At 56.0% G+C, this 15,924-nt stretch carries 11 protein-coding genes; 4 read left to right on the plus strand and 7 right to left on the minus strand.

Annotated features, from left to right (window positions below; all coding sequences use genetic code 11):
* The first annotated feature begins 6 nt into the window (after window positions 1-6).
* Window positions 7-1,161 carry a homocysteine biosynthesis protein gene (locus L1047_RS10710; RefSeq protein ID WP_235278974.1) on the plus strand — a complete coding sequence of 385 codons (1,155 nt, stop codon included), beginning with the start codon at window positions 7-9 and terminating at the stop codon, window positions 1,159-1,161.
* Between the two features lie 79 nt (window positions 1,162-1,240).
* Here the strand turns inward: L1047_RS10710 and L1047_RS10715 are convergent, their stop codons facing one another.
* From L1047_RS10715 to L1047_RS10730, 4 genes are all read right to left on the minus strand, one after another.
* On the minus strand, window positions 1,241-1,558 hold the full coding sequence (locus tag L1047_RS10715; protein WP_235278975.1) for a BolA family protein: 318 nt from the start codon (window positions 1,556-1,558) through the stop codon (window positions 1,241-1,243).
* Between the two features lie 134 nt (window positions 1,559-1,692).
* Window positions 1,693-2,583: a DNA adenine methylase gene (locus L1047_RS10720; RefSeq protein ID WP_235278976.1), complete on the minus strand. Its 891-nt coding sequence runs from the start codon at window positions 2,581-2,583 to the stop codon at window positions 1,693-1,695.
* Window positions 2,584-2,606: 23 nt separating this feature from the next.
* Entirely contained in the window at window positions 2,607-4,427 is a 1,821-nt protein-coding gene (locus L1047_RS10725) for a peptidase M3 (RefSeq protein ID WP_235278977.1), read from the minus strand.
* Window positions 4,428-4,432: 5 nt separating this feature from the next.
* Window positions 4,433-9,115 (minus strand): PAS domain S-box protein, encoded by a 4,683-nt coding sequence (locus tag L1047_RS10730; protein ID WP_235278978.1) that lies wholly within the window; start codon window positions 9,113-9,115, stop codon window positions 4,433-4,435.
* A 136-nt stretch (window positions 9,116-9,251) separates the two neighbouring features.
* Between L1047_RS10730 and L1047_RS10735 the strand changes: the two genes are divergently transcribed.
* Together L1047_RS10735 and L1047_RS10740 are read left to right on the plus strand one after the other, a co-directional pair.
* Window positions 9,252-10,805: a YifB family Mg chelatase-like AAA ATPase gene (locus L1047_RS10735; RefSeq protein ID WP_235279646.1), complete on the plus strand. Its 1,554-nt coding sequence runs from the start codon at window positions 9,252-9,254 to the stop codon at window positions 10,803-10,805.
* Window positions 10,806-10,926: 121 nt separating this feature from the next.
* Window positions 10,927-12,480 carry a B12-binding domain-containing radical SAM protein gene (locus L1047_RS10740; RefSeq protein WP_235278979.1) on the plus strand — a complete coding sequence of 518 codons (1,554 nt, stop codon included), beginning with the start codon at window positions 10,927-10,929 and terminating at the stop codon, window positions 12,478-12,480.
* Here the strand turns inward: L1047_RS10740 and pheA are convergent.
* The 3 genes from pheA to psbQ form a co-directional block, all read right to left on the minus strand.
* On the minus strand, window positions 12,477-13,403 hold the full coding sequence (gene pheA, locus L1047_RS10745; protein ID WP_235278980.1) for a prephenate dehydratase: 927 nt from the start codon (window positions 13,401-13,403) through the stop codon (window positions 12,477-12,479). The two genes, L1047_RS10740 and pheA, sit on opposite strands and share 4 nt — an antisense overlap.
* A gap of 4 nt (window positions 13,404-13,407) precedes the next feature.
* A complete protein-coding gene (locus tag L1047_RS10750; RefSeq protein WP_235278981.1) occupies window positions 13,408-13,773 on the minus strand; it encodes a late competence development ComFB family protein in 366 nt (121 codons plus the stop codon).
* A 133-nt stretch (window positions 13,774-13,906) separates the two neighbouring features.
* Window positions 13,907-14,302: a photosystem II protein PsbQ gene (gene psbQ, locus L1047_RS10755; RefSeq protein WP_235278982.1), complete on the minus strand. Its 396-nt coding sequence runs from the start codon at window positions 14,300-14,302 to the stop codon at window positions 13,907-13,909.
* A 226-nt stretch (window positions 14,303-14,528) separates the two neighbouring features.
* Between psbQ and L1047_RS10760 the strand changes: the two genes are divergently transcribed.
* Window positions 14,529-15,707 carry a TRC40/GET3/ArsA family transport-energizing ATPase gene (locus L1047_RS10760; protein ID WP_235278983.1) on the plus strand — a complete coding sequence of 393 codons (1,179 nt, stop codon included), beginning with the start codon at window positions 14,529-14,531 and terminating at the stop codon, window positions 15,705-15,707.
* Window positions 15,708-15,924: the final 217 nt, after the last annotated feature.

Genomic DNA, 15,924 nt, shown 5'->3' on the forward strand with positions numbered 1-15,924 from the left:
TGCCCTATGGAAAGAACCCTTAACCAGATTAACCAGCGGATTGCAGCCGGCAACGTGCGGGTTTGGACGGTCATGGAAGCGAAGGAGAAGATAGCCACACTAGGGATCCCGGCGGCCTTTGAACAGGTGGATGTGATCACCACCGGCACCTTCGAGTCGATGGAGTCTTCCGGGGCGATCTTGAACTTGGGTCATACAGATCCGCCGATCAAAATTCGTCAGGCTTGGCTAAATGGGGTTCCAGCCTATGCTGGATTTGGAGCTGTGGATCTTTACTTGGGGGCAGCCCAACCCAGCGAGCAAACCGATCAAGCCTATGGGGGCGGACACGTTATCGCTGACCTGATTGCGGGCAAGAGTGTACATTTGCGGGCAATTGGCCAAGTCACCGATTGCTACCCGCGCCCTGATTACGAAACCACCCTGACCCGAGATCAACTCAACCAGTTCTACTTGTTTAATCCGCGCAATGCTTACCAAAACTTCATTGTTGGGGTCAATGGCGGCGATCGACCCCTGTATACCTACTTGGGTCTACTGGAGCCTCATTTGGGCAATGCTGTCTACTCTAATCCGGGGGAGCTTTCCCCCTTGTTCAACGATCCACTTTTGCGCCGAGTAGGAATCGGTAGCCGCATCTTTCTGGGAGGAGGGATTGGCTATGTGGCTTGGGAGGGAACCCAGCATTTCCCATTGCAAAAACGCCTGCCCAACCACACCCCCATCGGCCCCGCCGCCACCGTAGCCCTGATCGGCGATGCCAAACAAATGCAACCAGAGTGGGTTAGGGGCTGCTACTTCCGTAACTACGGCCCTGGCTTGATGTTAGGCGTCGGGATCCCGATCCCGATGCTTTCGCCTGCCGATTTAGAACCTATCGCCATTCGGGATGAAGAGCTGGTGGCGCCTGTGATCGACTTTTCCATTCCCCGCCGAGTCCGGCCCACCTTCGGCTTGGTCAGCTATGCCCAGCTCAAATCTGGCCACATCACCCTAAACGGGCGCGACGTTCGCACAGCCCCACTGGCCAGTTTGCGCCGTTCGATGCAGGTGGCTGAGATCTTGAAAGAATGGATTCAATCGGGCCGATTTACCCTCACCCAGCCGGTTGCCCCCTTGCCGACCGACCGAGAGTTCCTTTCCCAAAACCCCTTGAGCTAAAGGGATCCCAGAGAAAATACACCCATCTACCGCTGAGTTCCTTTCCGGGCTGAGATTGGGGACTTTCGCCCCAAAATTGTTAACGAGCTGAGCCCACCTGCGAACTAGAATCCAGTCCGTGAAGTTGCTCCCACTGGGCTGGGGTAAAGGTGCGCAGGGCTAGCGCGTGCAGACGGCCATCCTGGAGGTGAGCTTTTAGAGCATCATTGACCAAACGATGTTGCTTAATCATGGTCAGTCCCTGAAACTGCTCTGCCACCACAATCGCCTGAAAATGGTTGCCATCGCCAACGGTATCTTCCACTCGCACCTTGGCACCCGGGAGAGCCGCCTCGATCAACTCCTCAATCTCGCGTGGATCCATGCGCTGTTGCCCTGTGATGGGGTGAGGATCCATTGGGGATCCTTAATATTTAGGCTAAACGCTTTTTGGCGAAACCGGGATCCCGGCTAACCCCTGCCTTGTGTATGCCGAGGGTAACCTGTTGCTCTCTGGCGGGGTGGGTGGGAACCCTACGACACGAAGCCTCTTTATCTGCCCAGCACCAGCACCTCTGGAATGCGTCCGCGTTTGTGCCCCTGGGAGTTGATGGCACGACTGGCGGAGATGGTGTAAACAGGGAAGCCTCGGTACAGCTCCCGCACAAAGGGACAATCGGAATTGGAGAGCATCACCTGTACCTGTTGTTGAACCAAAGCCCCAAACACCTCTCGCAGCTGCCTTTGCTCCGCCTCACCAAAAGAAAAATGGCTGTAAGCTGTGAAACTGCTGCTGCTGGAAAGGGGGTGATAGGGCGGATCCAGATAGACCAAATCCCCAGGCTTGACCCGTTCCAAAATCTGCCAAAAGGGTTGCACCGCAAGCTCAATCCCCTGCAACACCTGAGAAGCTGCACGTAAATTATCGGCATCACAAATGCGAGGGTTGCGGTATCGCCCCAGTGGTACATTGAAGTGCCCACGGGAGTTTTCCCGGTAAAGTCCGTTGAAGCAGGTTTTGTTCAAATACAACAGTCGCGCCGCCCGCCATAGAGAGTCCTGAGCCTTTGCAGCACGGAGCGCGTAGTAGTAATCAGAACTATGTTGGGCTTGATGGAGAGTGAGCTGGGCAATCAAGTCCTCCACCTGATCCCGCACGCAGCGATAAACATTCACCAGTTCAGGGTTAATATCCGACAAAGTGGCTTGAAAAGGTGGGTTGGGCTGTGGGTCAATAGGAAATTTTGTTGGCCCATCCAAAGGCCTTTGCCGCTGGGCTAGATGAAAAAACACTGCTCCACCCCCCAAAAATGGCTCGTGGTAAGTGCCCCATTCTTGAGGGAAAAAGGGTTCGTACTGGCTCAGCAACTGCCCTTTACCCCCAGCCCATTTCAGAAACGGACGCGCCTTCTTCTGGGCTGCTAGCCGGCTCCCCTGCTTCATCCTGCTTCGTGCTGTCCCCACATTCAACGACCGTGCTCCGCACGGCGCGGAGTGCCATAGGCTGGCCCATCTTCCAGCAGCTCTTCCAAAGTTTCAATCCAGCTTTCCATCTCCTCAAGAGCCTGCAAAAATACATCGGGATCCGCGATATCCACCTGCAGCATCAGGGCTGTTTCTTCCAATGTCAGGGATCCCGGTGGACTGGCCAACCAATTGAGGTAACGCGGCAGAAACTCGCGGGAAGAAGCCTGATAGCGTCGATACCAAGCCAAGGCCATCAAGCTGGAGAGGCTGGCTTGATAGGCGCTGAAGGGACGTTGAAACAACTCCGGGATCCCGGCCCAGTCGAACTGATGTTCTGGCAACAATTCCACCGCATCGCCACACAGCTCCTGATACAGTTTGAGCCACTCTTCACTCACCCAGTCTGAATAGGTTTCGCCATTCTCCAAGACCGGGATTCCCTGTCGATAGAGAATCAACTCCAACCGAGTGATCAGGCTCTGACAAAACACTGCCTGTAACTGAGCCTCCAAACTATGAATTAGCAGCGCATGAGCCAGAGCGGATTTTACCCCGTTGCTCCGATGCAGCTCCTCACGGGATCCCGCCCGCCCACCCCGGCCCGAGTGCAGCAGATAATCCAGCACCAGCAACTGCAAAAACTCGCTGTGAACTTGACCGAGAACGGCTGGTGTAGGGCTAGCCTGAACATCCTCCAGTTCCGGCCAAATCAGGGGATCCGCAGCCCGTAACTCTTGGCTTACCCTGGCAATACTTTCCAGCAACGGCTGAATAGGGGCCCGGGGCGCTACAGACTCTGTTTCTTCTGGTATCGCAGGCTGAGCCGTGGCGGCTTCTCCAGATAGCCAGGGCTTGGATTGAGTGGCGCACTCGGGGCAAAACTCCTGCAAAGCAGCCAACACCAGAGCCGAGGTTTCCGTGGAGGTTAGGTCGGCTATACCCCCATTGACTTCCCAAGGGGCTTGCAAATCGCAAATGCGGATGGAACGGCCCATCTCCCGACTTTTCAGGCGATAGTAGCGTTGGAACAGGTCAACCCGCTCGCGAATACCTTCTACTAAGTTGTCAAAGGTAGTCTGGGCAAGGCAGTGGCGAGCTAGGTATAGCTCAACGGGAGCATCATAACTCCGCCATCGGGCTTCCCAGAGGTGATCTCTAACCAGGGTGCTGAGAATAAAGCCACAGAGATCGGCATGGGCTTCCAGATGCTGGTGCAAGCGTTGGTATGCCGCCAATCGGATCTCGGCGCTGGGGTGGGTTTGCAGGCGCTGCAATTCCGCAAGGGTATAGGCATTCTCCGCATCGGCCTTGAGGTTATGGCGCTCCGGCCCATGGAGGGTGGTTTGCCACAACTGCCGCCAGGCGAAACGCCCCGTCAGGTGTTGCTGGTGCAGTAGACGCTCCAAAGGCTCGGGCTGTTGGTGGCCCCGTTCACAGAGCAGACGGGATAAAAACACGCGAAACGGCAACCCTGCCGGCTCGGATTGATACTCGGCCAACCGGTCTGTGGGCAAAGCCTGCAATTCTAAAGGGAAAAACAGCAGTGAGTTTTGCAACGTGATCCGCTGCTCCATCCACTCCAAGACACCTTCTGCATCCAGCCGCACCCTAAGGTCGCTAGGGATCCCTGGCAAGGCTGCTAACAGAGACGAAAGTTCTTCTAGGGCCACCACCACCTCTGCTCCACTCAGCTGAGCCACTTGTCCCCAGTAGCGTTGGCGAAACGCTTGAATTTGATCTTCTAGCGGAGTCAGTTCGGGATCCGGATCCACCAGTCCCCCAGAAAGGGTAGAAGTCGGTTCAGAAGCAGGAGGTACCACCGGGATCAGCCTCCACCGCTGGGGGGGTACCCCATTGGGTGTGTAGAACGTCGTGCCGTCTCCCCGCCTACCAATGCCCGGATGGTATTAAGGAACTCTTGATTGGAAGTACGGGCTTTCACCAGCGTGGCCTGGATCCCGTCTTCAAGAATGTCTGAGCCAATATCTTGGGCAGAAAATACCACCACAGGAGTCGTGCTGACCGAGCGCAACAGCGGCAACAGTTCTAACCCTGATCCATCCGGCAAGTACAAATCCAAAATCACCAGTTGAAATTGTCGGGTCTGCAAAAGCTGGCGAGCTTCTTCCAGGGAATGGGCATGAGCCAATTCAGCAGTATTCTGCAAAATTTGCGCGACCACTTGCAAGATATCGGGATCATCCTCCACATGCAAAATCTGGGGACGCGATCGTTCTTCCAAGGCTGCCGCCTGTTGGACTGCCGCCACCAACTGCCCTTGGTTGATGGGTTTGTTTAGCCATGCGATCAACTTGGCGGGGTGTTCTGCTATCACCGATGACAATGCCTCGGCCTTTCCTGGCCGCAACCCTGCCAGCGGTGGGGCGGGTGGAACGGAACCTTCATGCAACTCGGAGGAATATTTGAGCCACTCCGCCTGCCGCCGTTGCTCTGCTGTTGCTGAGACCACCACAATCGGCAGGTTGCCCAATCCTTGCATTTGCTGCAGATCCTTCACCAAAGACAGGCCATCTTGATCCGGCAGCGACAGATCGAGGGTCATAGCAGCATAGGGCCGCTGCTGTAACAGGTACTTGGCATCGGCTGCTGTGGAGGCAATATCGACCTGAAATCCCCCTTGCTTAAGGATGAGCTGCAACAACATGGCAATGTCAGGATCGTCTTCACACACCAGTATGGGGACTCCATCGGCAGGTTCTGGATCAGCAGGTTCTGGAGATGTTGAGGCGAGGCGAGGCTGCCACCCGGGCAAAGTGAAATAAAAAGTAGTGCCCTGCTGAGTGGGTTCTCGTGCCTCTTGAGCGGGGTTGGACTCAAAACCAATCGTACCGCCGAACCGCTCCACAATTGCTTTGCTGATGCTCAAGCCCAAGCCTGTACCCCCTTTTTGTCGCGTATCGGAAGAGTCGGCCTGGGCAAACTTTTGGAAGATGCGAGAGCGAAACGCTTCCGGGATCCCTGGCCCGCGATCCTGCACACAAACGCGGATCCCCTCCTGAACTTGTTCGACCCAAACCCGCACCGTTTGCCCCGCCGGAGAAAATTTAGCGGCATTGGAGAGCAAGTTGTTCATCACCTGCATCAGCCGATTCGGATCCACATTCACCTGTACCGCCGTCAGAGGGATCCCTGTTGTCGAGCGCAGGGTGGGCTCGAGCACCAAGTCCACCTCAAACTGAGCAGCATAGGCTCGGTTGGCCTCGATCGCCTGTTGCAACAAAGCCATCAGCTCGACAGGATGGATATCAAAGTGCATCTTACCCGACTCGATTTTTTCAATATCGAGGATGTCGTTGATCAACATCACCAGCCGTTCACTGTTTTTGAAGGCAATCTCCACCAAAGACTGCACCTGAGGCGGCAATTCCCCACTCGCCCCGCCCTTGATCAACCCCAGAGCCCCGCGAATTGAGGTGAGGGGGGTGCGCAACTCGTGGCTGACGGTAGAGACAAACTCGTTTTTTAACCGCTCGACTTTCTTGCGCTCGGTGATGTCGCGGTGGCTCCACACACATCCGGAAATTTGGGTAGGGTTGACGGCAGTTTCCCCCAACTGGCGGGGCTTGCTATAGCACTCAAACACCCGCCCATCTTTGAGCTCCACCAGGTCATATCCCTCCTGTTGAAGGCGGAGATGGTGGCGGATACGGCGCAAAAAGCGCAGCGGATGGCGGGTACGGCGGGCCATGCGGCGCAGGCGTTGGCTGGGGGAGAGGCTCATCAATTCAGCGTAGGTCAAGCCCCACAAATCTAGGAAGCGCTGGTTGTAGCTGAGCACCTGTCCTTTCAAATCGAAGGCGAGAATGCCATCGGCAGTGGAATCAAGGGTGGCTTGCAGCAGCGAGAGGGAGCGTTGCAATTCCTGTTCGGCCTTTTTGCGCTCGGTGATGTCTTCGAAAGTGCCCTCGTAGTAAAGCACTTGTCCTGATTCATCTCGAACCACCCGGGCATTTTCCCGCACGGTAATGCGGCTGCCATCGCGGCGAAAATATTCGATTTCCAAACCGCGAATTTCTCCCGCACTTTCCAATTGGCGCTTGAAATCGGCTCGAGAAAAATCTGGCGGATAGTGGCTCTCTTCCTCTAGGTTCCAGGCCATCATCTCTTCGTAAGAGGTGCAGTTCATCATGCGAATGATGGCGGGATTGGCCAGAATGGTCTTCCCCTCAGGCGTGGTGCGGTAGACACCAATGGGGGTATTCTCAAACAACGACCGATAGCGAATTTCGCTTTCTTGTAGGGCTTGCTCGACTTTCTTGCGCTCGGTGATGTCTTCAACAAAGCCTTCATAATAAAGGATCTGCCCCTGGGGATCCCGGACGGCGCGGGCATTCTCGGAGATCCAGATGATGCTGCCATCTTTGCGGTAAACCTGGGACTCAAAGCGGCTGATGCTGCCGACCGTTTCCAGCTCCTGCACAAAGACGTGCCGACGACGGGGATCCACATAAAGGCGATGTTCAATGTCCGTGAGCTCCCGGATCAACTCTTCCGGGCTGTCGTAGCCATAGATGCGGGCCAGAGCGGGGTTGGCACTCAGGTAGTTGCCAGCGGGGGTGGTTTGAAAGATCCCTTCTAGCGAATTTTCATAGATGCTGCGGTACTTTTCTTCCGCTTGGCGCAGGGCTTCTTCTGCCTGTTTGCGCTGCATGATGGATCCCAGCTGAGTGGCAGCCGCCTTGACCAAATTCACCAGACGCTGCTCCTGGGGCCTGGCCCGCACCAGATAAAACACCAGCACTGCCACCACTTCCTCGTCTGCCAGAATCGGCACGCCAAAACAGGCCCTCAGCCCCGCTTGCTGGGCCAGTTCCCCTCGACGGAACTCCGTGCTAGAGAGCTGCGTCACATCCTCATGCCAAACGGAGCGCCGTTCTAACCACATTTGGCCGGGTAGCCCCTCCCCCAACCCGAAACGATAGGCGGCACTGCCCCGATGAAACAACAGCAAGGTTTCGATGCGCTTGTACCAAGTTGCCCCCCGCACCAAATGCTCCCCTTGCGGGATCCAAGCCTCTCCCAGATCCCAGCCAGTGACTACACACACCTGCCGCAACATCACCTGCAGGGCGGACTGAAAATCGGCAGCTTCGCTGATTGCCTGGGTCAAACTTTGCAACAGTTGCAATTCTTGTTCAACCCGCTTGCGCTCGTGAATATCTTGCACCATTGAGAAGGTAAACTGCGGCTGGCCTGCTGCATCCCGCACCAAAGACACGGTGATATCCACCCAAAGGGGATCCCCTCCTTTGCGCACATAGCGTTTTTCGATGCGAAAGGAATCTCGCTTGCCCTCCAGTAACTCCCGATTTAGGGTGACATCCTTTTCAAGATCTTCGGGATGAGTAAAGTCCATGAAGGTGAGCTGATTGAGCTCCTCTGAGGTATAGCCCAACATGGAAATATAGGCTTCGTTGTGGGCGAGCAAACGGCCCTGAGGGTCTGCCACGCCTATACCGATGGCCGCCTGCCGAAACATGGCCCGAAATAGGTTCTGGCTTTCTTGCAGGGCGGTGGTAGTTTCCTGCCGCTCTGCCTCCCATTGCCTCTGATTGTGGGAAAGTCGAGACTCGGCTTGTTGCCGCTCCAGGGTGAGAGCTAAGGAGGTGGCTGCTGCCCGTAACAGATGGATCTCCGCTTCTGACCAAAGGTAGGGCTGCTGGCAGTGATCAAAGCCGATTAACCCGAAAAATTGCTCTTCTACAAACAACGGCAGGAGCAAGATGGAGAGGATCCCCTGCGGTTCTAGAAAGTAGCGTTCGGCTTCTCCCAATTCACGAACCAACCCACAGATCGGTTCGCCAGCGGCCAGCTTGGGTAGCCAATGGGGAGCAAAAGCATCGTAGGGCAAGTTTTGCAGGAGAGGATTGTCGATTTGAGGCGGGATCCCAGCTTGGCACCATTCGGCTTTTTGGCTCAGCAGAAGGCGTTCTGGTTCCTGCGGATCCCTGTGGTTTTCAAAGATATAGACGCGGCTGGCTCCACAGGCTCTGGCCAGGGGCTCCAGCATTACACTATAGATTTGCTGCTGGTTGGTGCTTTTGAGATTGAGCAATCGTTGTTGGATCTCCACAAGGGTGGCCAGATACCGCTGCTGAGTGGAGGGTATTGTTTCTGATGGGATCCCGATATTGAGAGGATAGGAAGAGGTTGAAATGGGGCGGGCGGAGCCGATCCAGGCTTCGGACTGTGAATCCCAAGCTCCCTTCCAGTTGAGCGGTTGGTAGGATCCCTGTCGCTGCCGGAAACGAAGGGTTAGGGGGGGCAGTGGTTCCTGCCGGCGGCCCGTCTCTAACCAAGATTGAAAGATTGTTTGGTCGTCGGGATGCAGAAAATTGAGGCAGGATTGGCCCCTCAGTTCAGACAGCTCATATCCCAAGCAAGACTTCCAATCAGCGCTCAGTTGCGCTAGACATCCATCGGATCCCAGTACATAAAACAGCTCTGGTTCAGGTAGGGAGCCCGTTGCAGGGGGAGACAAATCCATGAAGGTCGGCAACCACAAGACTTTTCATGATTGTGACACTCTCTTTTCAAGAATGCAGCTTTGACGCCTTCGCCGGGATTTTTTTAGGAGCTTCTGCCAGGATGAGTTGAGATCCTCTCCTCTGGAGACAAGCTCTTTGTTTGCCCAAGTCACTGCCGCTGCCCTCCTAGGACTCAAAGCCGTGCAGGTCACGGTGGAGGTAGATGTTGGCGGAGGGTTGCCCCAGATCACGCTGGTCGGTCTGCCGGATGCGGCGGTGACGGAAGCCAAAGAAAGGGTACGGGCGGCGATTAAAAACTCTGGCTTTGCCCTGCCCCAGCGGCGGATCATCATCAACTTGGCCCCTGCCGATCTGCGTAAAGAAGGCCCCAGCTTTGACCTGCCGATTGCCCTCGGGATCCTGGCCGCCTCTGGAGTGATCGATCCGGGATCCCTAAAAGAAACTCTAGTGATCGGAGAATTGGCCCTGGATGGAACTTTACGGCCTGTGGCAGGAGTCTTGCCGATTGCCGCCAGTGCGGCCGCCGAGATGGGGATCCGGCAGTTGGTGGTACCCCAAGAGAACGGCCTGGAAGGAGCAGTGGTGTCAGGGATCCAGGTGTATGGGTTGCCTTCTTTGCCGGCGGTGGTGAATTGGCTCCAACATCCCCAGTCGGTCAAGCCAGTAGAGATCCAACCGGAACAGGTGCAGCGGGCAACTTTGGGATCCCCGCTGGATTTGGCGGATGTGAAAGGGCAGGAGCACGCCCGACGGGCCCTAGAAGTGGCGGCAGCCGGTGGGCACAATATGTTGCTGGTGGGCAGCCCCGGAGCCGGCAAAACCATGTTGGCACGGCGCTTGCCCGGGATCCTACCAGCCTTACAGTGGGAGGAAGTTTTAGAAATTACCCGTATTTACTCCGCAGCCGGCCTACTGCGGCAAAATCTACACCTGGGCGGACAAACCACCCTGATCACCCAGCGCCCCTTTCGTGCTCCTCATCACTCGGCTTCTTCTGTGGCCCTGGTGGGCGGGGGATCCTATCCTAGGCCAGGGGAGATCTCACTGGCTCATCGCGGCATTTTGTACCTGGATGAACTGACGGAGTTTCGCCGGGAGGTGCTAGAGGTGTTGCGCCAACCGCTCGAAGATGGCAAAGTCACCATTTCCCGGGCCCGCGTTTCGCTGGAGTTTCCCGCTCAAACCACGCTGGTGGCCTCGACCAATCCCTGTCCCTGCGGCTTCTATGGAGATCCGGTCAAACCTTGTAGCTGTACCCCGCAACAACGGGAACGCTACTGGTCAAAGCTCTCTGGCCCACTACTGGATCGCATCGATCTGCAGGTACGGGTGAACCGCCTCAAGCCGGAAGAGATCCTACAGGCGCAAACGGGGGAACCTTCACAGTCGGTGCGGGAACGAGTGGAACAAGCACGGCAGCGGCAACGGCAGCGCTTTCAAACAGAGCCAGGGCTGCATTGCAATGCCCAGATGCAATCTCGCCATTTGCGGCAGTGGTGTCAGCTGTCGGATCCCTGTCAGAGCTTGCTGGAGGGAGCAATTCGCAAGTTGGGGTTGTCTGCCCGGGGCAGTGACCGCATTCTGAAAGTGGCCCGCACCATTGCCGATCTGGCTGCAGCCGAAGCGATTGCCCCTGCCCACATTGCGGAAGCGATTCAATACCGCAACCTGGATCGCGCTCAGCCCTGAACCCATCGGGGATCCCAGGCAATCGTAATCATTCTCAATCCCCGCAGCGCCTGAGATATACTGCCGACAGCCGAGTGCGTCAGCGAATTCCATAATCACACCCACTGATTCAGGTGTAGAGATGAACGTCCTGCTCTTCTCGCCGATTTTTCCGAAAACCTTCTGGTCGTTTGAGCGAGTGCTGAAGTTGGTGGGTCGGCAGGTGCTCTTACCCCCTTTGGGTTTGATCACGGTGGCTGCCCTGTTACCGCAGGAGTGGCAGTTCCGCTTGGTAGATCGCAACGTGTCGCCGGGTACGGAGGCGGATTGGCAGTGGGCCGATCTGGTGATCATCTCCGCCATGATGGTGCAAAAGGAAGATTTTCTGCACCTGATTCGGGAAAGCCAGCGCCGCGGCAAAAAGGTGGCGGTGGGGGGGCCCTATCCCACGTCCATTCCTCAGGATGCTCTGGATGCCGGGGCCGATTATCTGGTTCTCGATGAAGGGGAGCTGACGATCCCGATGTTTCTGGAGGCTCTGGCCCAAGGGGATCCCTGTGGCATTTACCGCAGCCCGGAAAAACCGGATGTCACCCAAACGCCGATCCCCCGCTACGACCTGTTGCAGCTGAGTGCCTACGATTCCATGTCGGTGCAGTTTTCCCGGGGCTGCCCGTTTCAGTGTGAATTCTGCGACATTATCGTGCTGTATGGCCGTAAACCGCGCACCAAAACCCCGGCGCAACTGTTGGCAGAGCTGCAAACCCTCTACGACTTGGGCTGGAACCGCTCGGTGTTTGTGGTGGATGACAACTTCATCGGCAACCAACGGCAGGTGAAGCGGCTGTTGCGGGAGTTGATCCCTTGGATGCAGGCGCGGGGCTACCCCTTTTCCTTTATCACGGAAGCTTCGGTTAACCTGGCGGAGGATGAGGAATTGATGGAGCTGATGGTGGAAGCCGGATTCAATTCGGTGTTTTTGGGCATCGAAACCCCCGATGAAGAGAGCCTAACCCTGACGCAAAAGTTTCAAAACAACCGCAAACCGCTGGTGGAGTCCTGTCGGTGCATCACGCGGATGGGGCTACGGGTTTTGGCGGGGTTCATTATCGGCTTCGATGGAGAAAAGCCCGGTGCCGGTGAACGGATTGTCCGTTTTGTAGAAGAAACCGGGATCCCCGATGCCATGTTTAGTATGTTGCAAGCTTTGCCCGGTACGGCCCTCTGGTCTCGGCTAGAAAAAGAAGGGCGGCTGCGCAGCGAAGGCACTGGCATGAACCAGAGCACTCTGATGAATTTTGAGCCGACCCGACCGCTGGAACAGATCGCCGAAGAATACATGCAAGCCTTTTGGGATTTGTATGAGCCGGCTCTATTTCTGAAACGCTGCTACCGCTATGCTCTCGAGCTGGGATCCCCGAAAGGAAAACGTCCTTTCAAATTGCCCAAATGGCCAGAAGTGCAGGGGTTGGTGCGAGTCGCCTGGCTACAAGGGATCCAGCGGGCAGAAACACGGGCGCTGTTTTGGCGGCAGCTGTGGGATCTGTGGCGAAAAAATCCGGCGGGATTGGTGCCCTACCTAACGGTGTGTGCCCATGGGGAGCATTTCTTCGAGTTTCGCCAGGAGGTACGCCAGCAAATTGAGAGCCAGTTGGCCCAAATTTCCTCTGTACCTCAACCCCTACCGGTTGCTTAATGGGTGGTCTTTTTGGCCAAAGCAATGCCCCCCTGCCTGGAGAGGTCATGCACCGGGTAGCTGCCCAACAGTTTCAAGGTTTCTGCAATAGACTCAAGCGCGGCGATCACCTCTGGGTTGAGATAGGGTTGCCCAGCAGTATTTTCCAAATCCACGAAAAACACATAAGTCCCCGCCGATTTTTTGGTTGGTCGAGATTCAATGCGCGACATATTCAACCCCCGCTCCGCAAACACCTGTAACGGTTTCAGCAGCGCTCCGGGCACATTTTGCGGCAGACTGAAGGCCAAGGAGGTATGGGAGCCCCCGGGAGAAGCGGTGCAGGAACCCGAAACGGAATGGGTTCGGCCAATCACCCAGAAACGGGTGCAATTATCCGGGTAGTCGTTGATCGGGCAGGCCAGGATCGGCAGTTGGTAGAGGCTGGCGGCCCGTTCTGAGGCAATTACCGCAGCCGTCGATTGCGTTTGCACCCGATCCAATTCCTCGGTGGTAGAGCGGGTCGGGATCCAAGTGGCCTGGGGCAGATGGGATCCCAGCCAAACCTGACATTGGGCTAGGGCTTGCGGATGGGAATACACCTGCTCAATCTGCTCCAGCCGGGAGGCACGCCCGATCAGGGCATGGCGAATCGGCAGAATCAGCGCCTGCTGGATCCCCAACCCCTCCAATTGCCACAAGGCATCCACAGTCATGGAGACCCCCCCTTCCACAGAGTTTTCCACCGGCACCACCGCCCATTCCTGCTGACCGGCAGCCACGGCTTCCAAGCAAGCGCTAATTGTTGGGTAGGCCACCAAGGGATGGGATCCCTGGCTGTGCAGATGGGGTTGTTCCGGACAAGCTAAAAGGGCCGCCAACTCCGTATAGGTTCCGGCAGGGCCTAGGAAGGCTATCGGGGCAGGCGAAGATATCAAGGCCATTCGATCAATCGCTGCTGGAGGCCAGCTCTAACTCTACCGCCTCCAGGTGTCGCAGCAGCAAAGGGCACTCAGGTTCTGGGCAACGGGGAGCCGCCGCCACGGCTTCCATGGCTTTCACCACCTCCAACCGAATCAGCGTTTGTAGGTCTTGATCCGCTTGGATGGCTTCTAGGGTGTAAAGGGAACCGTGAAGACTGGTGGCATAGCGGGGCTTGAGATTGTTCAAGGCCAAAGCAGCAGCATCGGTACAAAATTTTTCGCAGATGCAGTAGCGTTGCTGACTTTCCATCAACGAGATTTCATTCACCATCTCCAGAACAGCCCGCTCCATCTGATTTTCTAGGCCATTTAGAGATTTATGAGCCTCCATCGCTGCCTCCCAACATGAACTGAACCGTCAATTCCACCCAACCTTAGACCACTGTTGTAGACAGATTAGCCTTGATGCTGTGCCATTACCACTGAGCAGGTCAAGTTATTGCGGGAAACATCCTCCCCGGCCTCTAGGAGAACAAAGACTCCAATTGAGCCAAAGCCTTTTTGACTTTGACCTGGGCCGCTTCCACCTCGGGTTGATCGTAGCCTTTAGCGGCAAAATCCAATTTTTCCAGGCTTTGGCCCAGTTCCTTGGTCAGGCGAATGACCTCTTGCTTTTGTTCTTTCGGCAAGGTGACCGCCAGTCCTGTCAAGTTTTTACGGGTCAATCCCATCGGCCCACGAATGTAGGAGCGGATCTCCAGCCAATCTTCCGAATCCACCAGGCCTTGAAGTTGGGTGACTTGTTGTTCCAGCTCCTGAACTTGAGGGGGCAAATTGGCCGCCTGCACCGGGGATCCCAGCCAAAGCCCCAAAGTCAACAGCCCCACCAGCAGCCAACTGCGCCAACACTTGATCATCATGCACCTCCAATCACTTCATTTTTCTTAGCAATAGTTTACCTGCCTGGGGAAATGTTGCGGCAGCTCAGATGGGCCAATTCAGACTGTTGCCCGATTTGCTCCTAGAGCTAGCCGCCGGGAGAAAATAGGGTTAACCGCAAAAACAGAATGGGCCGGAGCAGTGAAGCCCGCTGGGTGAGGGAATGGGCTAGGCTAGAGAATGTAAAAGAATGTAACTGGCACTTTCATGCAACGCATCATCCTCATGACCGGTAAGGGTGGAGTCGGCAAAACCTCGATGGCGGCGGCGACCGGCTGGCGTTGTGCCGAGATTGGCCTGAAAACTTTGGTGCTGAGTACGGATCCAGCCCACTCGTTGGCGGATAGCTTTGATCAACCCTTGGGTCATGATCCCATCGAGGTGAAACCCAACCTGTGGGGCGCGGAGTTGGATGCCCTCAACGAATTGGAGCTGAATTGGGGATCCGTCAAAACCTATATCACCCAAGTGTTGCAGGCGCGGGGACTGGATGGGGTACAGGCGCAGGAGTTGGCAATTTTGCCGGGGATGGATGAGATTTTTTCCCTGGTGCGGGTGAACCGCCACTACGACGAGGATGATTTTGATGTGTTGATCATCGACTCAGCTCCCACCGGAACCGCTCTGCGGTTGCTCAGCCTGCCGGATGTATCCGGTTGGTATATGCGCAAGTTCTACAAACCCCTACAGGGTCTGGCCCAGATGCTGCGCCCGATTGCCGAGCCGATTGTCAAGGGTTTGACCGGGATCCCTCTGCCCAATAACCAGGTGCTGGATGCCCCCTATGAGTTTTACGAGAAAATTGAGCGGCTGGAGCGGATCCTCACCGACAATCGCATCACGTCGGTACGGCTGGTCACCAACCCGGAAAAGATGGTGATCAAGGAATCTTTGCGGGCCCATGCCTACTTGAGCCTGTACGGGGTGGCCACCGATCTGGTGGTGGCCAATCGCATTTTGCCGGATACGGTGGTGGATCCCTACTTTGAGACTTGGAAGGCTTCTCAGCAAAAATATCGCCAGGAAATTCACGAGAACTTCGCCCCTCTACCTGTGTTTGAGATCCCGCTGTACTCAGAGGAGTTGGTGGGCTGGGAAGCCTTGGCCCGCTTGAAAAAAGACCTCTGGGGGGATCGCAACCCGGCAGAAGTGCTCTATGCCGAGCAGACCATGAATGTGGTCACGGACAACGGCCAATATCGCCTGGATTTGTACTTGCCCGGGATCCCGAAAGAGCAGGTGGAACTGAGCAAAACCGGGGATGAGCTGAATATCCGCATCGGCAATCACCGCCGCAACCTAGTGCTGCCCCAGACCCTGGCGGCCATGAACCCAGCCCGCGCCAAAATGGAAGAAGACTACCTGCGCATTCACTTTGCCGCTTGAAGATTGCTCTTCTCAACCGACTCAGAAGGAGCCGAACAGGCTCATTTTGGACAAGAATTGGTCAAGAATTTGGTCAAGGCTGTGTTGATCCAGGGTGTTGATCCAGAGAGAACCCAAAAGGGCTTGGCTGCGGGAAGTCTTAGCAAGAAGCTCCTGGATGGGTGGGTTTCAGGGCAGAACTGTAGGACAGAATTGAATGATCCACCGGGCTGGTACA

Source organism: Synechococcus sp. Nb3U1 (assembly GCF_021533835.1).
Classification (GTDB): Bacteria; Cyanobacteriota; Cyanobacteriia; order Thermostichales; family Thermostichaceae; genus Thermostichus.

Excerpts from the sequence above, each read along its gene's own strand:
- L1047_RS10750 (WP_235278981.1), bottom strand. The coding sequence starts at position 13,773 with ATGGAGGCTCATAAATCTCTAAATGGCCTAGAAAATCAGATGGAGCGG.
- L1047_RS10730 (WP_235278978.1), bottom strand. The coding sequence starts at position 9,115 with ATGGATTTGTCTCCCCCTGCAACGGGCTCCCTACCTGAACCAGAGCTG.
- L1047_RS10740 (WP_235278979.1), top strand. The coding sequence starts at position 10,927 with ATGAACGTCCTGCTCTTCTCGCCGATTTTTCCGAAAACCTTCTGGTCG.
- pheA (WP_235278980.1), bottom strand. The coding sequence starts at position 13,403 with ATGGCCTTGATATCTTCGCCTGCCCCGATAGCCTTCCTAGGCCCTGCC.
- L1047_RS10720 (WP_235278976.1), bottom strand. The coding sequence starts at position 2,583 with ATGAAGCAGGGGAGCCGGCTAGCAGCCCAGAAGAAGGCGCGTCCGTTT.
- psbQ (WP_235278982.1), bottom strand. The coding sequence starts at position 14,302 with ATGATGATCAAGTGTTGGCGCAGTTGGCTGCTGGTGGGGCTGTTGACT.
- L1047_RS10760 (WP_235278983.1), top strand. The coding sequence starts at position 14,529 with ATGCAACGCATCATCCTCATGACCGGTAAGGGTGGAGTCGGCAAAACC.
- L1047_RS10715 (WP_235278975.1), bottom strand. The coding sequence starts at position 1,558 with ATGGATCCTCACCCCATCACAGGGCAACAGCGCATGGATCCACGCGAG.
- L1047_RS10710 (WP_235278974.1), top strand. The coding sequence starts at position 7 with ATGGAAAGAACCCTTAACCAGATTAACCAGCGGATTGCAGCCGGCAAC.